The sequence below is a fragment of the Achromobacter sp. genome (assembly GCF_032102605.1).
Lineage (GTDB): Bacteria > Pseudomonadota > Gammaproteobacteria > Burkholderiales > Burkholderiaceae_B > Achromobacter.
This window is the reverse complement of sequence record NZ_DAMDGT010000001.1, coordinates 144,649-163,904: the sequence shown is the minus strand read 5'-3', so window position 1 is coordinate 163,904 and position 19,256 is coordinate 144,649. Positions and strand designations below refer to the sequence as shown.

At 60.5% G+C, this 19,256-nt stretch carries 24 protein-coding genes; 11 read left to right on the top strand and 13 right to left on the bottom strand.

Translation table 11 applies throughout. The features are described from left to right. Nucleotides 1–66: 66 nt before the first annotated feature. The 6 genes from RT614_RS00790 to RT614_RS00765 form a co-directional block, all read right to left on the bottom strand. A complete protein-coding gene (locus RT614_RS00790; RefSeq protein WP_006388022.1) occupies nt 67–282 on the bottom strand; it encodes a hypothetical protein in 216 nt (71 codons plus the stop codon). A gap of 99 nt (nt 283–381) precedes the next feature. Then, nucleotides 382–1,488, bottom strand: a complete 1,107-nt coding sequence (locus RT614_RS00785) for an AGE family epimerase/isomerase (protein WP_313620620.1) — start codon at nt 1,486–1,488, stop codon at nt 382–384. 147 nt (nt 1,489–1,635) lie between these two features. Beyond that, nucleotides 1,636–1,848, bottom strand: coding sequence for a hypothetical protein (locus tag RT614_RS00780; RefSeq protein WP_006218759.1), 213 nt, complete (start codon nt 1,846–1,848; stop codon nt 1,636–1,638). Between the two features lie 327 nt (nt 1,849–2,175). Beyond that, on the bottom strand, nt 2,176–2,400 hold the full coding sequence (locus RT614_RS00775; RefSeq protein ID WP_313619603.1) for a hypothetical protein: 225 nt from the start codon (nt 2,398–2,400) through the stop codon (nt 2,176–2,178). A 71-nt stretch (nt 2,401–2,471) separates the two neighbouring features. After that, nucleotides 2,472–3,218 carry a sulfite exporter TauE/SafE family protein gene (locus RT614_RS00770; RefSeq protein WP_313619602.1) on the bottom strand — a complete coding sequence of 249 codons (747 nt, stop codon included), beginning with the start codon at nt 3,216–3,218 and terminating at the stop codon, nt 2,472–2,474. A 61-nt stretch (nt 3,219–3,279) separates the two neighbouring features. Further along, nucleotides 3,280–4,191, bottom strand: a complete 912-nt coding sequence (locus RT614_RS00765; RefSeq protein ID WP_313619601.1) for a DMT family transporter — start codon at nt 4,189–4,191, stop codon at nt 3,280–3,282. Between the two features lie 160 nt (nt 4,192–4,351). Here RT614_RS00765 and RT614_RS00760 point away from each other — a divergent pair, with 160 nt between their 5' ends. Together RT614_RS00760 and RT614_RS00755 are read left to right on the top strand one after the other, a co-directional pair. Further along, a complete protein-coding gene (locus RT614_RS00760) occupies nt 4,352–4,822 on the top strand; it encodes an Lrp/AsnC family transcriptional regulator (protein WP_006218755.1) in 471 nt (156 codons plus the stop codon). Between the two features lie 122 nt (nt 4,823–4,944). Next, the gene (locus RT614_RS00755) at nt 4,945–5,178 is read left to right on the top strand and encodes a hypothetical protein (protein ID WP_313619599.1); all 234 of its coding nucleotides are present in this window, start codon (nt 4,945–4,947) and stop codon (nt 5,176–5,178) included. Nucleotides 5,179–5,265: 87 nt separating this feature from the next. Here the strand turns inward: RT614_RS00755 and RT614_RS00750 are convergent, their stop codons facing one another. Both RT614_RS00750 and RT614_RS00745 read right to left on the bottom strand, forming a co-directional pair. Next, entirely contained in the window at nt 5,266–5,865 is a 600-nt protein-coding gene (locus tag RT614_RS00750; protein ID WP_313619598.1) for a YSC84-related protein, read from the bottom strand. A 100-nt stretch (nt 5,866–5,965) separates the two neighbouring features. Next, nucleotides 5,966–6,220: a hypothetical protein gene (locus tag RT614_RS00745; RefSeq protein WP_313619596.1), complete on the bottom strand. Its 255-nt coding sequence runs from the start codon at nt 6,218–6,220 to the stop codon at nt 5,966–5,968. A gap of 167 nt (nt 6,221–6,387) precedes the next feature. On the opposite strand from RT614_RS00745, the gene RT614_RS00740 reads away from it, so the two are divergent. After that, nucleotides 6,388–7,341, top strand: a complete 954-nt coding sequence (locus RT614_RS00740; protein ID WP_313619594.1) for a succinylglutamate desuccinylase/aspartoacylase family protein — start codon at nt 6,388–6,390, stop codon at nt 7,339–7,341. 59 nt (nt 7,342–7,400) lie between these two features. On the opposite strand, the gene RT614_RS00735 is transcribed toward RT614_RS00740, so the two are convergent. Next, nucleotides 7,401–7,835, bottom strand: a complete 435-nt coding sequence (locus tag RT614_RS00735; RefSeq protein WP_313619592.1) for a GNAT family acetyltransferase — start codon at nt 7,833–7,835, stop codon at nt 7,401–7,403. A 325-nt stretch (nt 7,836–8,160) separates the two neighbouring features. After that, on the bottom strand, nt 8,161–9,072 hold the full coding sequence (locus tag RT614_RS00730) for a PhzF family phenazine biosynthesis protein (RefSeq protein ID WP_313619591.1): 912 nt from the start codon (nt 9,070–9,072) through the stop codon (nt 8,161–8,163). Nucleotides 9,073–9,442: 370 nt separating this feature from the next. On the opposite strand from RT614_RS00730, the gene RT614_RS00725 reads away from it, so the two are divergent. The 3 genes from RT614_RS00725 to RT614_RS00715 all read left to right on the top strand — a co-directional run bounded on the left by RT614_RS00725 (nt 9,443) and on the right by RT614_RS00715 (nt 10,584). After that, on the top strand, nt 9,443–9,685 hold the full coding sequence (locus RT614_RS00725) for a CrpP-related protein (protein ID WP_313619590.1): 243 nt from the start codon (nt 9,443–9,445) through the stop codon (nt 9,683–9,685). 219 nt (nt 9,686–9,904) lie between these two features. After that, the gene (locus tag RT614_RS00720) at nt 9,905–10,213 is read left to right on the top strand and encodes a hypothetical protein (protein ID WP_313619589.1); all 309 of its coding nucleotides are present in this window, start codon (nt 9,905–9,907) and stop codon (nt 10,211–10,213) included. Nucleotides 10,214–10,359: 146 nt separating this feature from the next. Next, the gene (locus tag RT614_RS00715; protein ID WP_313619587.1) at nt 10,360–10,584 is read left to right on the top strand and encodes a CrpP-related protein; all 225 of its coding nucleotides are present in this window, start codon (nt 10,360–10,362) and stop codon (nt 10,582–10,584) included. A gap of 1,423 nt (nt 10,585–12,007) precedes the next feature. On the opposite strand, the gene RT614_RS00710 is transcribed toward RT614_RS00715, so the two are convergent. Continuing rightward, the gene (locus tag RT614_RS00710; protein ID WP_313619586.1) at nt 12,008–12,898 is read right to left on the bottom strand and encodes a hypothetical protein; all 891 of its coding nucleotides are present in this window, start codon (nt 12,896–12,898) and stop codon (nt 12,008–12,010) included. A 406-nt stretch (nt 12,899–13,304) separates the two neighbouring features. Between RT614_RS00710 and RT614_RS00705 the strand changes: the two genes are divergently transcribed. From RT614_RS00705 to RT614_RS00685, 5 genes are all read left to right on the top strand, one after another. Continuing rightward, nucleotides 13,305–15,350, top strand: a complete 2,046-nt coding sequence (locus RT614_RS00705; RefSeq protein WP_313619585.1) for an alkyl/aryl-sulfatase — start codon at nt 13,305–13,307, stop codon at nt 15,348–15,350. 77 nt (nt 15,351–15,427) lie between these two features. Continuing rightward, nucleotides 15,428–16,090: an SOS response-associated peptidase family protein gene (locus RT614_RS00700; RefSeq protein WP_313619584.1), complete on the top strand. Its 663-nt coding sequence runs from the start codon at nt 15,428–15,430 to the stop codon at nt 16,088–16,090. Between the two features lie 56 nt (nt 16,091–16,146). Next, on the top strand, nt 16,147–16,464 hold the full coding sequence (locus RT614_RS00695) for a hypothetical protein (RefSeq protein WP_313619582.1): 318 nt from the start codon (nt 16,147–16,149) through the stop codon (nt 16,462–16,464). Nucleotides 16,465–16,500: 36 nt separating this feature from the next. After that, nucleotides 16,501–17,550 (top strand): hypothetical protein, encoded by a 1,050-nt coding sequence (locus RT614_RS00690; RefSeq protein WP_313619581.1) that lies wholly within the window; start codon nt 16,501–16,503, stop codon nt 17,548–17,550. Further along, a complete protein-coding gene (locus RT614_RS00685; RefSeq protein ID WP_313619580.1) occupies nt 17,547–18,131 on the top strand; it encodes a hypothetical protein in 585 nt (194 codons plus the stop codon). The genes RT614_RS00690 and RT614_RS00685 overlap by 4 nt, the downstream gene beginning before the upstream one ends. A 135-nt stretch (nt 18,132–18,266) precedes the next feature. On the opposite strand, the gene RT614_RS00680 is transcribed toward RT614_RS00685, so the two are convergent. Continuing rightward, entirely contained in the window at nt 18,267–18,812 is a 546-nt protein-coding gene (locus tag RT614_RS00680) for a DUF2514 family protein (RefSeq protein WP_313619578.1), read from the bottom strand. Continuing rightward, nucleotides 18,809–19,219, bottom strand: a complete 411-nt coding sequence (locus RT614_RS00675; RefSeq protein ID WP_313619577.1) for a M15 family metallopeptidase — start codon at nt 19,217–19,219, stop codon at nt 18,809–18,811. The genes RT614_RS00680 and RT614_RS00675 overlap by 4 nt, the downstream gene beginning before the upstream one ends. Between the last annotated feature and the right edge of the window lie 37 nt (nt 19,220–19,256).

Genomic DNA, 19,256 nt, shown 5'->3' with positions numbered 1-19,256 from the left:
CCAACAATCGAAACCAAATGCAAACGGGCCCCGCATGGGGCCCGTTGCTGTTCGGACAATTCGCAGTCAAGGCGCGAGCTTGAAGCCCAGGTCTACGCCCCATTTGTCGGTTTCGCGCAGCCATTTAGCACCGCAATTCAAGCAACGGAAGTGATCTTCGCGGCTTTCCTCCCGGCCTTTCTGCGTTGGGTTGGTAAATCCTTGATGTCCCAGGTGCGAATGCGGCGCGACGCCAGCAAGTCCCGGGTTAATGCGTTGGCAAGCCAAGCACATAACGCTCATTGATGCTTCCCCACAAACAGTGTTAGCAAATTGTAAGGGATTTCACCAATGTTTTTCTATCAAATCGTGCGCATAAACCGACAAAAATTGTTAACGTGATTAGGAAACAACGTTTTGTAACGCATCCAGGCACGTGGCCAGGTGGTAGGGCGACGTCGACGGCATGTCGGAACGGGTGACCGCCCCGCTGGCATCCAGGCATTCATGCCATCCGCTCGCGTGCAGGAAATGCGCCCGAAAATCCACCAGCGCCGCCAGCAACGCGGACAGGTCGCCCGTTACCGCCAAGACACGCAGATATTCCGTCTGCGCCCAAATCCGTCGCGTGTCGTCGATGACGACGCCCGCTTCGTCCAGTGATGCGATCACACCCGCCGCATCCACGCCGTGCTCACGCGACCACTGCACCGCCCGCGGCAGGGACTCGGCCAGATCCAGTCCTTCGAAAACCTGGGCCGCACCGTGCACCAGCGAAAGCCATTCGAACTGATGTCCGGGTTCCAGCCGATTGGCCGGCGTGCCCTGAAGCGCCTCCGCGACACACTGTGTCGGCGCATGCACGAAGGACTGACTGATTCCCTGCGCCAGCGCGCGCAAGTGCTGCGCGAACAAGGCCGGTTCTGCTACCTGCGCCGCGGCCAGATAGGCCTCGGTCAGATGCATCATGGGATTTTGGGCGGGGGGTTTCAGCGGTTGGGAAAAGTCCGGGCTCAATGCCGCGTGGTACAGCGAATCCGCGGTCTTGAAACGCGCCTCGATGGCATGAGCCGTCGCAAGCATGAGTTTGCGCGCGTACGCATTCCGCGAGCGCTGAAAATAGGCCGAACAGGCCAGCACGATGAATGCGTGCGTGTAAAGATCCTGGGTGTCGTCCAGCGGCTGCGCCTGCGCGTCCACGCTGTATCGCCAGCCTCCGTTTTCATCGCGGAAAACGCGATGCAATGATTCGAACAGGCGATCAGCATGCTGCGCGGCGGCCGCGCCAGGCGCCAAGGCGAACACATAAAGCTGCCGTGCGCACGCCATTGCGCGATACCGCACTGCGGGCAATGGGTCGCCGCTGGAGGAATCCAGCGATTCAAAAGGCAGGCCGAGCGCGTTATTGAAGCCGCGGCCCATCCACATGGGCAACACGACCGTATCGAAATGCTCGCGCAATGCGCGGATGTTTTCCGCAAGAGAGGAGTTGGTCTGTGCGGCAGTCATCTTGGAACGACGCATACCCGACAAGGGCCCCAGGTTTTGGAGCAGCAACGATAACCGAAATTTTCGTCGCAATTCTCTGAGTATCCGCCCAGGCCTCATGCACACACAGACCGGTCGTGCCGATCAGCTCCGTCCAGGGCCGAAGCCCTATCGGAAGATGTTTTCCTCAACCCAGTTTTGCGCAAAGATTTCCGCGCGATCACGAGCTTCGTCCAATGAAGCGCAGTTGCCCAAGTGGGAAAACGCGGCATCCACTTCGGTGCCGCCCTCGGCCGTTACCGTCAGCAGTACGCCATATCCGCCGGTATCCATGGCCGCTGTGGAAACGTCGATCAGTACTTCCTGGTCACGATGCTGCATGTGCTACCTCCCAGTCGGTTACCTAAACGCGCGAACCACGCGTGACGTCGCGCTAGAACAGGATTTCCCGCGCAAATGAATAGACCCGCAAACGTCACGCAAGTTCATCTTACTGGCGCGCGGCAAGCGGGGATACGTCCGAAAGATGTCAATTCGCACATTCCGTCTCAGAAATTTCCCTGCGCCGCAGTGCGAAAGCCGATTCGCGCGAAATACTGCGAAAACATTCGCAACGATGCAAGCAATTTGAGGGGAATTGCCACCGGGAGCAATCCAATGGCTTAAGGCGTAAAAGGGGCCATCGCTTAATGCGAAAGCCGGGAAAACCTAGCGCAGATGAATGGCGCCCGGCTCTTCCATGCGCAGCGAAAGCCGGCCCTTGTCGGTGATGACCCAGCGGCCGTCGGCGCCGGATTCAATGCAGCGCAGAGTTTCCAGCGCCTTCGCCACATGTTCGGGCACTTCGGTCTGGACCGCGTTGGGCTCGCCATTGTCGGCCACGACGCGCAGCCAATGACCCAGTTCGCCCTTCTCGAAACGATGCAATGCCATGCGTGATTCTTCCTTGAATGGCTAAACGATAGCATGCCGGCCGGGCTTGCCCATCGGCCGAACGCCTGCGGCTAGGCCAGAAGTTTCGGCACCGACGACGCCAGCAAAGCGACGCCGGACAACGTCAAAAGGCCCAGCACCACACGGCGAAACGCAACATCGCTGATGCCGACGTAGACGCGCGCGCCCCAAAGCGTGGGCACCAGCATCGCGGGCACGATCATCGCGAACAAGGGCAACATGTCGCGCGTGACCACGCCCGTCAGCACATAGCTGGCCATCGTGACCATCAGCATGGACAGATTGAAGTTCTGAATCACGGCGCGCTGCACGTCTCGGTCAAAGCCGCGCAAGGTGCACCACAACGTCGGGATCACGCCCGTAAAGCCGCCGATCCCGCCCATGACGCCGCCGATCGCGCCCGCCACGCCATCGGCCACCTTCCCGCCCACGGTGATGCGTGGAATACGGGCCGCGAACAGCATGATGGGACACCAGATCGCCAGCAATGCGCCGATGAACGCCTTGAACACCAGGGGATCAAGATGCGGCAGCACCTTCACGCCCAGTGGAATGCCCATCAGCCCGCCGACGATGAACGGAAGCAGATGAGCCATCGCGAAGCCGCGGCGCACCGTGAACGCGGCCAGCAACTGCCCCGTCAGTGCGCCAAAAACAGCCATGGCGGCCGCAAGCCTGGGATCCACGGTCCATGCCCAGAACGACATCGCCACCATCCCAAACCCAAAGCCCGACAGGCCCTGCACGAAACCCGCAGCCATGGCGCCCACCACGACCACTATGTATAAGGAATCCATATTTGCTGCGCGTCCGCGTCACATGCCGGTTACGTTCCGGCGCACGCCATTCTAGTGCCAACTACAACGGGCGCAACGCAAGCGGCCGGCGAAAGCGCCCGGCCAACGCGGAAGCCGCGACGCTGGCGGCGATCAGCCCCAAACCCAGGGCCAGATCCGCCGACATGCGCTCGTGGAAGACGACGGACGATACGAGCAATCCGATTACCGGCACGCACAGCATGGCGATGGATGTCGCCGCCGGCGGCAGTTTCTGCGTCATGCCCAGCACAACGATGAACGTCAGCGCCGTCGCCAGCGGCCCCGTGTAGAAGATCACCGGCCACGCCTCTGCCGTGCCTAGAAAGTCAGGAGAGCCATCGCGCATCCAGGCCAGCGCCACCAGCGGGATGGTGGCGATGGCGGTCTGCCAGGGAATCATGTCCGCGCCCAGCCGCACATGCCGGTTTCCCCGCAATTGGATGATGTTGCAGGCCCAGGCGAACGAGGCGCCCAGCAGCATCGCCAGGCCAATGACGGTATGCGATTGCCACGGGCTGAAAGCGGGCGCCACGATCACGCCGATGCCCGCATAGCTCAACGCCGTCGCAAGCCACTGCCCGATCGACAAGCGCTCTTTCAAGACCAGCGATGACAGCGGTATCACCCATATGGATGTGGCATACGCGATAACGGATGCACGCCCCGGCGCCACGTATTGCAGTGCCCACAGCGCCAACGCCGTGAACGCGCCCATCTGCAGCAGGGCCACCCCTGCGACCAACGGCCATTCCTGGCGCGTTGGCAGCCGCAGGCGCCCCAGCATCGCCAGCACCACCACACTGATCAGCGCAGCCGAGCCAAACCGGCTGGCGGCAAGCCAAAGCGGGCTCATGTGGGCCAGACCCAGCTTCATTACCGGCCAATTGCCCCCCCATATGGCCACCGCGCCGGCCAGCGGCAAAAACTTGCGGAAACTGCTCTGCTGAGTCATTACAACGTGATCTACGACTGAATTATTCTGCGCATTGGCCGGATGACCAAAGGACAGAACAGTCTATAGGGTTAACCCCAGCATTTTTAACCGCTTTTACCGGCAATACCCGGCATACTCAGCACAGACGAGCTGTAAATACGCCCCCTTTAGGTGACTTATGCCGGAAATCAACCTGGATGCCACTGACATCCGCATCCTGAACGAACTGCAACGCGACGCCCGACTCACCAACGTGGAACTGGCCGCGCGAGTGAACCTGTCTGCCTCGCCCTGCCTTGCACGCGTGCGCCGCCTGGAAACCGACGGACTCATCGACCGCCGCGTGACGCTGCTGAACGCCCGCAAGCTGGGGCTCAAGGTCAACGTGTTCATCCAGATCTCGCTGGACAAGCAGCGCAAGGCCGCGCTGGACGTATTCGAACGTGAAATCGCCGTGCTGCCCGAGATCATGGAGTGCTACCTGATGTCGGGAGATGCGGACTACCTCATCCGCGCGCTGGTGCCCGACGTGGACGCGCTGGAACGCCTGATCGTCGAACACATCACACGCATCCCCGGCGTGGCCAGTATCCGTTCCAGCTTTGCGCTCAAGCAGGTGCTCTACACCACCGCCGTCCCGCTCGCCTGAGACACGCGACCGCTTCGGCGGCCCCTTGCGGGATCGCCGCCGCAAGCCCACAATGAAGGCGCCTGCCGCCGGCACTGGCGGCCGGCGCGCCTCCCTCCCCATCGCTTAGCAAGGAGCAAACCATGCCCGAAACCGAATGGTTCCCCGGCAGTACGCTACCCGATCGTCAGGGTTACTTTGAAGTGGAATTCGCCACTGGCGAAACTGAAATCACGCGCTACGGAATGCTGGGCTGGGAGCCCGAAGAAGAGCGCGGCAGTATCGTCCGCTGGCGCGGGCTGGATCCGAAGATCGAAGAAGCCGAGATCGATCGCGAAACAGCCGTCCGCAAAAACAGCGACAACGTCATCGGCTAGCCGGCCGCCCACTGCGGCGCATCCCCTGCCCCGCAACAAAAAAAACGCCGCGGCACGTCCGCGGCGTTTTTCATTGCACAGGCGCGATCAGGGCTCGTACTTCGATATCTTGGTGCCCTCGAGCGACACGCCGGCCATCAGGCCGCCATTGTTCATCACGAAGCCGACGATCGGCTGCTTCGCCGTGTTGGTGTCGATGCGTCCGTTCGCGCCGATATTGACGACCGCCACGGTGGCATCGGCGCCGACGGTCCAGCCGCTGCTGTTGCGGAACTTGTTCAACGCATCATCCGTCATGAACAGCAGGACCATGGCCTTGGATTGCGCGCCTGCCTGGAAGCCGATCGATCCAGACGTAGTGGTGTAGTAGCCAACATTCGAGCCGCCGACGCGCAGCACGCCCTTGCCGTGTTCGGCGCCGACGATGAAGCTGCCGCTAAGCACATCGGGGAAAACCAGCACGCCTCTGGCGCGGGCGACAAGCTCCTTGGATTGCGGCGATGCTTCGTAAAGCTTGGCGAGGGTCGCGTTGGCCGCGCTGTCCAAAGCCTGCCGCGTGTCGGTCTTGGCGGCGGCAGACGGTTTGGACGGGGGGGTAGTGGTACAGCCCGCAAACAGCAGGCCAGCCGCACCGATGGTGATGGCGGCCATACCGGTACGGCGGAGCGCAGGAAAAGTGTCAAACATGGAACTCTCCTTTTGTTGTCGTCCCTATAACACTGTAGCGGCCAAATCCCTGCTCAGAAGACACACGAATGTGATAAACGAAACAAAAGACTAGCGGCCGCTAAAGTATTCCGTACCGGGGCTCGCCTGTGAACTCGTCCACCGAGACGATGCCTGACAGCACGAGTTCCGCATGCCGCCGCGCCGACGCCGGATCGTCGAACGTGACGAAACGCGGCAAGGACCATCGCTGCTGAGATCCGGCGTCGCCGTTACGGCTCACCGAAATCTCGATTGCCAAAACGCCTGTATCCAAGTTGACGACTTCGCACTGCACCTGAAAACCATTGATGTGACGCTGCGGCCACCCGTTCATGCTGCGCTCCAAAATCTGCACGCCCGGCCGCAATATGCCAAAAACAAATAGGCTTGAAAAGCAGTGTTTTCAAGGGGTTAAGCAGTACTAAACTGGCTAGTGCCAGCGCATCTTGCAAATCGGCAACATGCCGCGCCGGCATTCGTCCAAACCAGCCATCGAGTCCCATGAACAATCCTGCTTTCGAACCCGATAACTCACCGCTCGAAGTTCTCCCTCGTGACCTGTCCGCCTACCGCGAAGGCAATACCGGCATTCCCTATGTGCACCGATTCGAATCCGGCAAGCCCGGGCCGCACGTGCTCATCAACGCCATCACGCACGGCAACGAGATCTGTGGCATGGTGGCCGCCACGCACCTGCTGGATACCAACGTGCGTCCGAAGATCGGCACGCTGACGGTCAGCTTCGCCCACGTCGAGGCCTACGAGGCCTTCGACATCGACCGGCCGTACGACAACCGCCAGCTGGTCCACAACCTGAACCGCATCTGGTCGGCCGCCATGCTGGACGGCCCCGAGGAAAGCCCTGAACTGCGCCGCGCCCGCGAGATGCGACCCGTGCTGGACGCCGCGGACTTCGTGCTGGACATCCATTCCACCCGCGCCCCCGTGCAACCCTTCTGGGTCTACAACGAGATGGATCGCAACACGGCCCTGGCCTCGGCCGTGGGCGCGCCCCAAGTGCACCTGGTCATGCCGCAAGACAAGTTTCCCGGCACCGGCGTCATGGGCTACGGGCACCACGGCGATCCGATGTCCGACAGCGGCGGCGCGCTGGTCGTGGAATGCGGACAGCATTTCGCCCGGTCGGCGGCCGAATTGGCGACGGACGTAACCCTGCGTTTCCTGGCGCATCTGGGCTTGATCGACAAGCCGGCCGACGCCACCCCGCCGCCCGCGCCCCAGCGCTACCGCCTGCTGGAGGTCCACATGGTGAAGTCCGAGGATTTCACCTTTACGCGCCCGGTCATCGGCTTCGAAACCTTCGACAAGGGGGAGCTGATCGCCATGAACGGCACCGAGGAAATCCGCTCGCCCTGCGACAACTGCATGATATTCATGCCTACGCGCATGCCTATCGTCGGGCGCGAAGCCGTGTACCTGACGCAAGCGATCTGACCGGCCGCGGCAAGCCCCGGCCAGGCCGCCCCCCCCCGTCGCAATTCGCGGCGGGGCGATCAAAGATCCGGAATCAGTCGCTTGCCCAGGCTGATGACCGCATCCTCCTGGAAACCCAGGCTGTCGTAGAACGCTTTCACCGCGGCATTATCCGAACGGATCAGCAGGTTGATCTTCGGACATCCCATCTCCAGCAATTTGCGCTCCACGGCCTTCATCAACACCGTCGCGTAGTTGCGCCGCTGGTGCGACGGCGACACCGCCAGATAATTGATCCAGCCGCGATGGCCGTCATAGCCGCCCATCAGCGTCGCCACGATGTCGCCGTCCACTTCACCGACCAGGAACAGGTCGGACTGCACAGTCAGCTTGCGCGCAATGTCCTTGCGCGGATCGTTCCAGGGACGCGTCAGGCCGCAGGCGTGCCACAACGCAATGATGGCCGCCTCATCGGACGGATGGAAAGGCCGGATGGCGAGGTGTTGCTCGGTCATGCTTCATTCCTTTGACAAAAGAAATGAAGGCCATGCGATACGCTGCGGACGAGGAAGCACTGCAAATGAACAAGGCCACGAGCATATCGTGGCCTTCTGGGAAAAGCGCTGGAAAATCAGCGCTCGAACGCGACTGGCCACTCAACGTAAACGTCGAGTGATTCGTCGATAATCTGCCGGCCAGGCCGGCGCGTTATGCAATGCGTTCATGCGCTGGAGCATACACGACAGCGCGCGGCGCCGGCAACGTGGCCGTTTCAGTCGCGGGCGGGTATCGGCAGCGTAGCCATTTCATTCGCGGGCAGGCGCTGGCAGCGTAGGCATTTCATTGGCGGGCGGGGGCTGGCAGCGTGCCCTCCATCACCACCACGGCCTGACCCGACACCCCGGCCCAAATCCCGTCCGCTCGCGGTTCCGCGTGCGCCAGCAATAGACTTGCGCGTCCCATGTCCACGCCCTGCCCCACCCGCAACCGCAAGGCCTTGCCCGCGAGCGACGCGCGCAAGGCCGTGGCCGCCGCGGTCGCGCTGCCCGTGGCCGGATCCTCGGTCATGCGCCCGGTCAGCATGCGCGCCTGGATATCGGTGGGCGCATCGATCGCGTCATTGCCAGTATCCGTGGTGTAGATATAAATGGACTTCGCCCCGAGCTGCGGCATCAGCGCCGCATAGCCGCCCGCATCCGGAATCGCGCGCCGCAAAGCGTCGCGACTGGCAAGCTGCACCACCAGGAAAGGCAGCCCCACGGACACCACGGCAGGCGCGTGCTCGGCAACTGCGATGTCATCGACATCCAGCCGCAGCGCGCGCGCCACGGCATCCACCGGCGCCTCGCTACCGAGGGACAGCGGTTGCGGCGCGCGCAGCTCTGCTCCGTCCAGTCCGTGCTCGCCATATGTCAGCGAGATCCGCACCAATCCCGCCTCCTCTTCAAACACGAACGCCTTCGGCGCCGGCCGCCCCGACGTCATCTGTTCGCGCGCCAACACGACGGCCGTGCCGACATTGGGATGCCCGGCAAACGGCACTTCTCGATCCGGTGTGAAGATGCGCACGCAAGCCGTATGAGCCGGATCCTGCGGGGGCAGCACGAAACTGGTTTCCGAATAATTGAATTCACGCGCGATCCGCTGCATCTGCGCGGTATCCAGCCCGTGAGCGTCGAGCACCACGGCCAACGGATTGCCCTGGTAAGCCTGGCCGGTAAAAACATCGGCGGTGACATAGCGGTAACGCATCAAAGTCGTCCTTCGAAAGCCGCCCGGACAAGGCGGGAAGACGAGATTGTGCGGACCGCCTCCGACCCGCGAAAGGCACAGAGGCAAGGAATTCGGCGCATAACAGTTGTGGGGAGGTGGTGTGCTGTCCTGTCCTGTCCTGTGCTGTGCTGTGCTGTGCTGTGCTGTGCTGTGAGCGGATGAGCCGTTGTGCCAACGCGAGGTTGCACAAGCGCGACGCAACGTCCCGGACGTTTGCTCATCCGCATGCCAAAGGGCGCGCCAGCATGACGCCGGCACCGCCCGGGATAGTATCGCGACACTATTGAAATAAGCGGTTCCCTGCGGAATACTTTGCATCCCAACCACCTACCTTTTGGAGGACTGTGCAATGCAACGCGACGACATCCAAAAGCTGGGCGCTCAAGCTGCCCGCGAAGGACTCACGCTCTGGGATTGCCCGTACTACCGCGCCGCCGCCATGCCCGGGCACACGGGCGAATCCATAGCCGATTGGCGCGGCAAGGTCGAGGCTTGGGAAGCCGGATGGATGAAGGAAATGGAATCCGGCCAGCCGCCGCCGGGTGGCGGCATCCGCTACGTGCCGCGCGCCACGGCGCGCCACCGCCACTGAACGATTTCCAGCCGTATTCAAAGCGCCCCGCCGGGGCGCTTTTGCTTTGGGCGCTGACCCGACGCTATCGCCGCCATCGTCACGCTTGGCAAGCCCACGCCCTCCGGCGCTCCCCATCAACTCGCGCGCTCAACAAGCCCGCCGATGGCTGAACGTTAAACCGACCCCGTTTTTGGTGACATATACTGTATATCCATACAGTTTTCTCAAGCATGACCCATGCGATGCACCGTCGTCCGAACCCACTACCTGGGCCAGCAGCGCCGTGACAACGATCCCGCGCCCCCCGTTACCGGTACGGTCCGCATGTACTCCATCATGCGAGACGACATGCGCCGCTACATCAGCGTCATGACCCTCGACACCCTGGCCAAATTTGGCGCGCCGCAGAAAAGCCCGATCCCCGACCTACTGGAGCCCGAACTGCTGACCTTCGGATCAGACAGGGGCATGATGGTCTGCGGCTTCGAAGAAATCGACGGGCGGCGCTACTACCAAGGCTGGTGGATGCAATGGGTGGAACTTTAAGCAAAGACACCGGAACGCTGGCCTAAGGCTTCCCACAGACGTGCCTGCGATGATCCATCCCGCTATTTCCTCAAGTAACTTTTCTGGACACGGATGGCTACCGGGCTCATCTTTTGGCTTACGACCGTTCCACCCGGAGGCGCAAAATGGATGACCCGATCCACAGAGCCGGCCAGGAAGCCGCGCGATATGGCGTACCGTTGTCGGCTTGCCCCCTAATGCAGGCGGACAACATGCCGGGCCACACCGGCGAGCCCCTCCGAAAATGGCGCGCACGACTCGCTTCCTGGGAAGCCGGGTGGCGGCAAGAAACGGACGCGCGCCTTGCCGAACTGGATCGCCGCAGGCTTCTGCAGCAATTGCTGGATTGATAGCCTGGCTATGAAGGCGGGAATGCCGTTTGCTGAGTATTGAATACCGCAGCGGCACCACCGCCTCATTGGTCAAGCAGGGCGGTTCCGCACACTCCCTCCCTGTTGCCGCTGCGGCCCCCTCTCCTACCATCCGCCGTCCATCCGATCAGGGTTGACTGCGCGTGAATGCAGACGCCGCTGGCGAACGCTTCGGCGTCTGACCCCAGCTATAGCCTCCGCCATGGTCGACTTCGACAATAGGGTAGCGACACTAGCTACTATGGCTCTTCAAGCGATAGACAATTCATTCGTGCTCACTTTCACTGCTTCTATCCAGAAGCTCATACTGCGTCCGCTTGCAGACGCTATAGGTTGAATTCCATTCAACAGTGTTGGCGCGATCATAAAGCCGATCCGAACACGCCCTCCCGGTTCCCTGGAAAACACCCGGGTGTATGGGAAAGATGGTCGTTGAACTCATTAACTACCATCCGAATTTCACAACTCCACACGTTCCATTTGGAATCGCTGACCACCATGTTTATGGTGTCTTGCCATTTCTCAAAACCCGTCTTCTCTCGTGCATGAGCTGCCATATCAGTCCTTCGGTGGAGATTTCGGTGCGGTCAGCAACCTGGCGTACTGTGGCGAGGAAGCTTCGGCGATGTGACGACCGTTGAATGTCACGCGGAATGCTCCGGGAATCGATCAGCCCCGTCTGACATGAAACGTTGAAGGGTTAGACGAGACGATGAAGGCGAACGACGAAGCAGCCATCAATGGCGATCATCCGACCCGCGGCCACATTGATATGCCTCGCCGGGCGTTGCATTGCGCGACCCAATGATGTGCGGCGCATAGCCGTACAGCACAAGCACTCATCCGAGGATGCTCGCGGTCGGCGAAGAAAGAAATCTGCGGGATTCGGCGGGTCGATTGACGACCGCTTCGCGCCGCGCCATCAACCGGCGCGCTTGGTTCTTTCAGCAGTGCAGATGCGGCGGACTAAATTCAGGCAGTCGGTCTATCGCAGTGATCGCTATCCAAGCTGGTATCCAAACCGATATCCAAACCTATATCCAAGCCGATTGAACAGGCGAACAACGTATCTCACTGTTCCGCGCAGGTCGGCGTCGACCGCGCTGAAGCGGCATTGAATTCCGCAAATGAGAAAGGCCAAAAGAGAGAGACCAAATGAGAAAGGCCGTCAGTGATTTTCATCACTAACGGCCTTGGAACTTCTGGTCGGGACGGCGGGATTCGAACTCGCGACCCCTTGCACCCCATGCAAAGCGGTCAAGTTGATCCCTATATTTTTCAACAACTTACGTTGTCGCTCGCTGCAAACGGCGTGCAACGATGGTCATAGATGGGCCACGAAGTCCCCACAAAGTCCCCACGTGAGCCGCGTCTCGCATCTGGCTTTCCGGATCGGACCAAATCAGAAACTGACAGCAAGCCCGACCGAGAAGCCAGACACATTCGTGCCAAACACATATCGGCCGACCAAGCGGGTTCGCGTGATGAACACGTCATAGGCACTCGAATCCAGTTCCAGGCCGGCGCCGAGAGCGGTCAGCCGATCAAAGCCAAGCGCGCCGCGCTGGTCACCCAAAAACTCGGAATGCGTCAGCTCAAGCACGTAGCGCAACGGGCGCTGCAGCAAAATGAACCCGGTTGGTGCCCGGTAGCGCGCCCACAAATTGGCAGACTGAGCCACCGCATTACCCTGCACCGCCGAGGAACTGTCGAAGCTCTTGAGCCTGATGTCGGAATATCGCAGTTCCACATCCACCTCATAGCCCGGCCGGTAATGCTCGTAATCCAGCATCAGCGATCCGCCAAGCCCATAGGCATTTAGGGAGCCTCGATCCAGGAAGTCCACATCCCTGCCTGTACTCTGCCCCACGTACCAGCTTGCCGCCCGCAGGTCGCTGGTGACATTGCCCAGAGCAAAGTTGAAGATTGGACGCAGCTTCAGTTCATCGGTCAGCTTGAAATCCCAGCCGATGCCGCCGGTAGCCGAGACGCTGTTCCATTTGGTCGGGATGCGACGTTGCTCAGCGCCTTGGCTCGCAATGAAGGTGGGATCGTAGCGGCTGGCGGCCACCACGCCCTCAAGGTAGATCGGCACCGAGTCGGACACCGTGTCACCACCTCCCAACTGCGTCATGAAAAATTCCGTCGAGCCGGACGTGGAAGCGCCAGCACTGCCGATGGACAGGGAACTGGTCGTTATGTCCGGCACTATGGAAAAGGACATGAGAGCCAACACACCATTGGCGCGCTTCTGCAAATCATCGTGGCTCAAGCGAATGGTTGGTTGTGCCATTGCATCTGCTACCACGAGGAAGGCCAGGATCGACGCCCAGCCATGCCACGCCGGCCGAACGGTATATCGTGACCTGAATGTCCGCGGGTGAACCATGCCGGATCTCCACTGCGGCACCGTCCGCCGCCTTGCCATTTGGCCGAATTTATTTGACTATCGAACAAATGACGCGAATCGCAAAGTCGCACTACACGGGCTGAGGTCTTTCGTTGTGCATGCACAACGGGCCGGCGTCACTCCCGCGCGAACGCTGCGTCCAGGCGTTGCCCTGGCACTGCCAATCGACATCCCGTTCCGCCCTGCCCTTTTCACAGGAAATCTCGAACTACTGCGCTACCCGCTTCTGTTTTTTCCCTGGTGCGCGCCTTTGGCGTGGATCTTTCTTAGTACATGGAGAGAAGTCGTTATGAAGCTCATTTCCAGTAAGAAAAACCTTTCGCCTTCTTGCGCAGCATCGAGACGGTCCACCAGAGTCGGAAGCAGTGAGTATTGGAGGGTTCGTGCGATCGCGGCTGCCGTCACACTGGCAATTGCCCAGCCGGCTTGGGCAGCGAACACCCCCAAAGCGGCGGAACAGGCCACGAAGGATGCCAACGCGGCACTGCTCAAGGAGTTGCCCTTTTCTGACAAGACGTCATTCGAACTTGCTCACAAGGGGTTCATCGCTCCCCTGCCCTCCGGCATGATCAAGGGCGAGCAGGGCAACTTGGTCTGGGATCCGACGAAGTACGACTTCATCAAGGAAGGCGCGCCCGCGCCGGACACCGTTAACCCGAGCCTGTGGCGGCAATCGCAGCTGCTGAATATTTCGGGTCTCTTTCAAGTCACGGACGGCATATACCAAGTCCGGAATTTCGACCTCTCCAACATGACGATCGTCGAAGGCAAGGAAGGCCTGACGATTATGGATCCTCTCATCTCCACCGAAACTGCCAAGGCAGCATTAGACCTCTACTACCAGCACCGGCCGAAAAAGCCGGTGGTCGCGGTGATCTATACACACAGCCACGTGGATCACTATGGCGGCGTGCGCGGTGTGGTGGACGAGGCTGACGTCAAAGCCGGCAAGGTAAAAATCTACGCGCCGCTCGGGTTCCTCGAGCATGCAGTAGCGGAAAACGTCATGGCCGGCACCGCGATGAGCCGTCGCGCCAGTTACATGTACGGCAACCTGCTGCCGCCCAGCGCCACAGGCCAAGTGGGCGCCGGCCTGGGCACCACGACGTCGGCGGGCACGGTTACCCTCATCCCGCCCACGGACATCATCGAGAAGACCGGTGAAACGCGCACGATCGATGGGCTGACGTACGAATTCCTGTACGCGCCTGGAAGCGAAGCGCCGGCCGAGATGCTGTATTACATCAAGGAGAAGAAAGCCCTGAACACGGCCGAAGACTCCACCCACACGCTGCACAACACCTATTCTCTGCGCGGCGCCAAGATCCGCGACCCGCTGGCTTGGTCGAAGTACCTGAACGAGGCGCTGGCCCTGTGGGGCGACGACGTCGAAGTCATGTACGCCATGCACCACTGGCCGGTGTGGGGCAAAAAGGAGGTTCAGGAGCAGCTGGGCCTGCAGCGGGACATGTACCGCTACATCAATGACGAGACGCTGCGCCTAGCCAACATGGGCTACAACAAGGAAGAGATCGCGGAGCAGGTCAAGCTGCCGGAGGCCATCGCAACGAAGTTTTCGAATCGCGGCTACTACGGCTCGGTGAACCACAACGTGCGCGCGACGTACGTCCTGTATCTGGGCTGGTTCAACGGCAATCCGGCGACGCTGCACACGCTGCCAGTTCAGGAAGCCTCCAAGCGCTACGTTGACATGATGGGCGGCGTTCCCGCCATCCTGTCGAAGGCGCGCGAGTATTACAAGAAGGGGGATTACCGCTGGGTGGCCGAAGTTGTGAACTACGCGGTCTTTGCCGAGCCCGACAACCAGGAAGCCAAGAACTTGCAGGCCGACGCCCTGGAGCAGATGGGCTACCAGGCCGAGAGCGGCCCGTGGCGAAATTTCTATCTGACCGGTGCCAAGGAGTTGCGCGAGGGTGTGCAGAAGCTGCCGGTGCCTGACACCGCCAGCCCCGATACCGTGCGCGCCATGACGCTGGACATGCTGTTCGACTACTTCGCGGTGCGTCTGAATCGCGAAAAGGCCGCGGGCAAGCATGTGGTGCTAAACCTGGACTTCACCGACACCAACCAGAAGTACACGTTGGAGATGGTGAACAGCGTGCTGAACCACACCGAGGGCAAGCAGGCCAAGGAGCCAACGGCGAGCATGACGCTCAGCCGCGAGTCCCTGAATCGCATGATGCTCAAGGAAATGACGCTCAAGGACGCGCTGGCGAAGGGGGATGTCAAGGTTACCGGCGATCAGCAAAAGATCACCGACATGTTTGCCTCTCTCGACAACTTCGACTTCTGGTTCAACATTGTGACGCCGTAAGCGACACTGATCGAGGAAAGAGGCCGACGTGATGGGACGTCGGCCTCGTCGCTTCTACGAGAAAAGGAAACGGACCCGTGTGCAGCCACTACCAGACACTGAAAGACGCCGAGTTGCTGCTGAGGAAGTTCGGCGTGACCAAGCCCGGCATGCTGGGCAAGTATGAGATGTGGCCGCGCTACCCCGGCATCTTCGTCCGCCGGCCGCCGGAGCATGAAGCACGTGACGAGGCGGTGCCCGACATCGAAGCCGTGACGGGCCGCTGGGGTCTGATCTCGGGATCCACCCGCCCGGAAGCGCTGGCGGGCGCGGAGAAGCTTTCCACCTTCAACGCGCGGGACGACCGCGTCGCCAACGCCTTCACCTTCCGCAATGCCTGGCGTCGGGGTCAGCATTGCATCATCCCCGCGGATGCAATTTTTGAACCCGACTGGCGCAGCGGCAAGGCCGTCGCCACCCGCTTCACCAGGGTCGACGGCGCCCCTCTTGGCGTGGCCGGTCTCTGGGACCGCTACCGCGACGCGGCCGGTCAATGGCAGGAGAGCTACACGATGCTCACCATCAACGCCGATCAGGATCCACTCTTCCGAGACTACCACCAACCCAACAAAGAAAAGCGCATGGTGGTGATCCTTCCCGAGGGCGCGTATGGCGACTGGCTCACGGCCAGCGCCGATCAAAGCCGCGACTTCCTCGTGCCCTTCCCTTCCGACAAGCTGGCCGCCACGCCGATGACCTGACCCCGATTCTGCTGCAATATACTGTATATCCATACAGTCTTTAACGCCGCAGAATCATGCTTTGCTTCGTCGTCCGCACGCACTACCTCGGCCAGAAGCGCCGAGACAACGACCCGGCTCCGGCGGTCACCGGCATTGTGCGGATGTACTCGATCACGCGCGAGGACATGCGGCGCCAGGTGCGCGTCATGACGATGGACGGCCTAGCCAAGTTTGGCGCGACAGCGAAAGGGCCTATCCCCGATCTATTGGAGCCCGAGCTCCTCACCTTTTGTTCTGATCGGGGAATGATGGTTTGCGGCTTCGAAGAGATCGACGGGCGGCGCTACTACCAGGGCTGGTGGATGCGATGGATGCACGAATCCGAGATTTAGTACACTCCGATACAAATCGTAGCTCAGGATAATCGGATGACACTGCCCCCTATCGATGAGGAAATTCACCTTGCGTACTTCAAAGTGAAACGCTCCGGCTATTACAAGTTCCGCGAGGAGAATTGCAGTTTTTTCCAACCAGCAGAAATGCTGAATGAAATTCAGACTTGGGCGCAAGGTAAAGATCTTGGTCTCACCCGCCTCTACAACCCTCCCGCGGGTAGTGACGTGCTGCCCGTGTATCTGCTGGGCCTGGAAAAAAACGGAAATGATTGGGTAATCGCGATGTGGAACGAAACTCCTCATCACAAAGCGGGCGTGCCCTCCATCATGCTGAACTCACAAGTCGGCCAAGCGGTCGTTCATATGAACGGCGTCGTGAAGAATTCGATACCCGGCTTCGCAACTTATTTCTGGTGGGCGACAGACAAGGATGTGTTGGCGAGCATCAGGTTTCGGCATAACGTCACAGGGCAAGTCGCTTTGCGAGACTACATGCGTCACTATCTGGACCATGAAAGCAGTCACGTAATCGCGGGGCACGGGCCCGCAACCCAGGACGGCGCAATTCCCATCGTGGGCTACACCAACCTGCCCGACAATCTGCCGCTAAAGGTCTATCCACGATTCGAAACTGAAGCATATCGCCGGCCGGGCGGGGATCGCGAGCACGTGAAGGCTAACGTAAGCAGGATCACTAAGGTGATCCGCAAAGGATCGCTGGAGGTTACCGCCGTACAGGATCGCGTGATGTTCGAGAATGTGGTTCGATTTCTGCGTCGCCAAACCGTCGGCGCGGCGGCCCTCACAAACACTCGTGACGTTCGGGTTGAATTGGCGTACACACCGGACGCGACCGAACTAGACCAAATGATCGCAGCCCAAGATGAAGCACCCGAAAGGGCCTGGGATGATCTAGGATTTACGCTGAAGGGTGAACCGAACAAGATCTACTGGGTCGGCCGCTCCACCGTCCGGGACGAAATTACGATCCCCATTTTGCGCACGAATGACGAACTCGTAGACCTAAAACACATTGCTAGCGAACTCGCATCCAGGCGTACCCATCTACTGAAATTCGTATGAAAAAACTGGCGATTAGTATCTATGTGTTTTTCGCAGTTGTAGCTGCCGCGATCTGCGGCGCTGGATACTATTTTGGCCGCCACATTCCGTTTGCTCAGCAGTGGCCGTTGTATGAGGCCCTTCGCACCACAGCGGCAATTATTTTCGCAGTGGTAGGCGCTTGGCTTGCGATTGTTTACCCCGAAAGGCTCAAGTTTTCTTTTGATCAGCAACCGTCCCGCCAGTCCACACACAAAAAGAGCAATAGAAAGAACTTCGAACTTCTTTTCGTACCGGCAATTCATTCCACCGTCATCCTTATCGTCCTTCTATTAAGTGGAATCATTGCCCCGCTTCTCAAGCAGGTAGCCTGGGAGCCCGGAAGCCTCGAGATAATTCGCGGCCTGTCGTACTTTCTTGTGTCTGGCTTGACCCTATGGCAAATAGCCATCGTAGCTATGGCTATCGCGCCTGTTGAAATGCTAATGGGCCGAGCGGCACAGGAGGAAGTTCAGGAGAAAATAGACCGTCGGTTTCGGCCTGAGGGCAGACGACAATTGCCTCGTCCTGCCGATGGTGGTGCGCAAAACGATCAGGCGTGATCGCCTGATGACGTCTCTGTACGCCGTCTCGACCACCGCTTAAACCACAGGTTCGTGCGCGTGCGCGAGCCCACCGTTCAATTAAGCGGCCCGCACATACGTCAGGGACCAACTTCGTGGGCAATGTTCGCCCGCTTAAAATTCGCCGGCGCGCACCTCGTTGTATGCACGTTCACAAGTCAATCCTGCAATGCGGGCACGGTCCGCAGCTCCTGCAAGCTCTTCAGCTCGGAAGCTAACGCGTCCGAGCATGTAGGCGAGCAGATCGACGGCGTCGGCCCCTGCCGGGCTTCCGACGGTAAGGGTGGAATCGCGACCTGCTGCGGCGCCAACCAACGCGTCGGCGCGCTCGAGCAACCCGCGGCGCTCAGCACGAGCACGAGCAGCATCGCCTGCCGCAGCAGCGGCCATTTTCTGTGCTTCATTTCGCTGTTTCTCCACGGCATGCGTGCGCCGTCTTTCTTCAGTTCTTGCCGCTTCAATAGCGGCCATGGTGACCTGGGCTTGGTCGTCCCTCACTTTTGCATGGTCGCGTTCGATACCGGCAATTTCGGCACGATACCGCCACCCTTGCGCGGTCCACGCCACGCCGCCGACCAGCAATGCGCCAGCTGCCGCGGCGGCCGCATACCCCCTCCAGCCGGTCATCAGCTTCAGAAGCTTCGCGCCGACGGCCATCATGCTGCCGCCTGCCAACCACGAGGCAGTTGGAAATGTGGTCCGTCCTTGAGCTTCCTCCAGTCCCCACCCCACTCCACCGGCACGCCCAGCTCCGCGGCGCAGGCCTTCACAACGTCGGCCAGCTCTTTGAACCTGGCCCATTCGTTCCACGGAATGGCGCCACCAACAAGCGGTGCCAGATCGACGGCATGGCCGTAGCCATCCGTCTGGCGAAGGTGCAGGCCGTTCAGGGTTTGGCTCTTGCCTACCGCCACCAGCTCGCGCTGGCGCTCGGGCGTCCGCAGGCCTTCCACAACAGTGAAATCCACCTCCGTGCGTTGAATTGCCAGTTTGACGACTGCGACAAGCTGGGGGTGAACTCCCTCCAGGCGCTGCAGGCTGCGCGCCGACAAGGCGAATCCAGACATAGTTGCTCCTCAAAAAAAGGCGCGCCCGTAGGCGCGC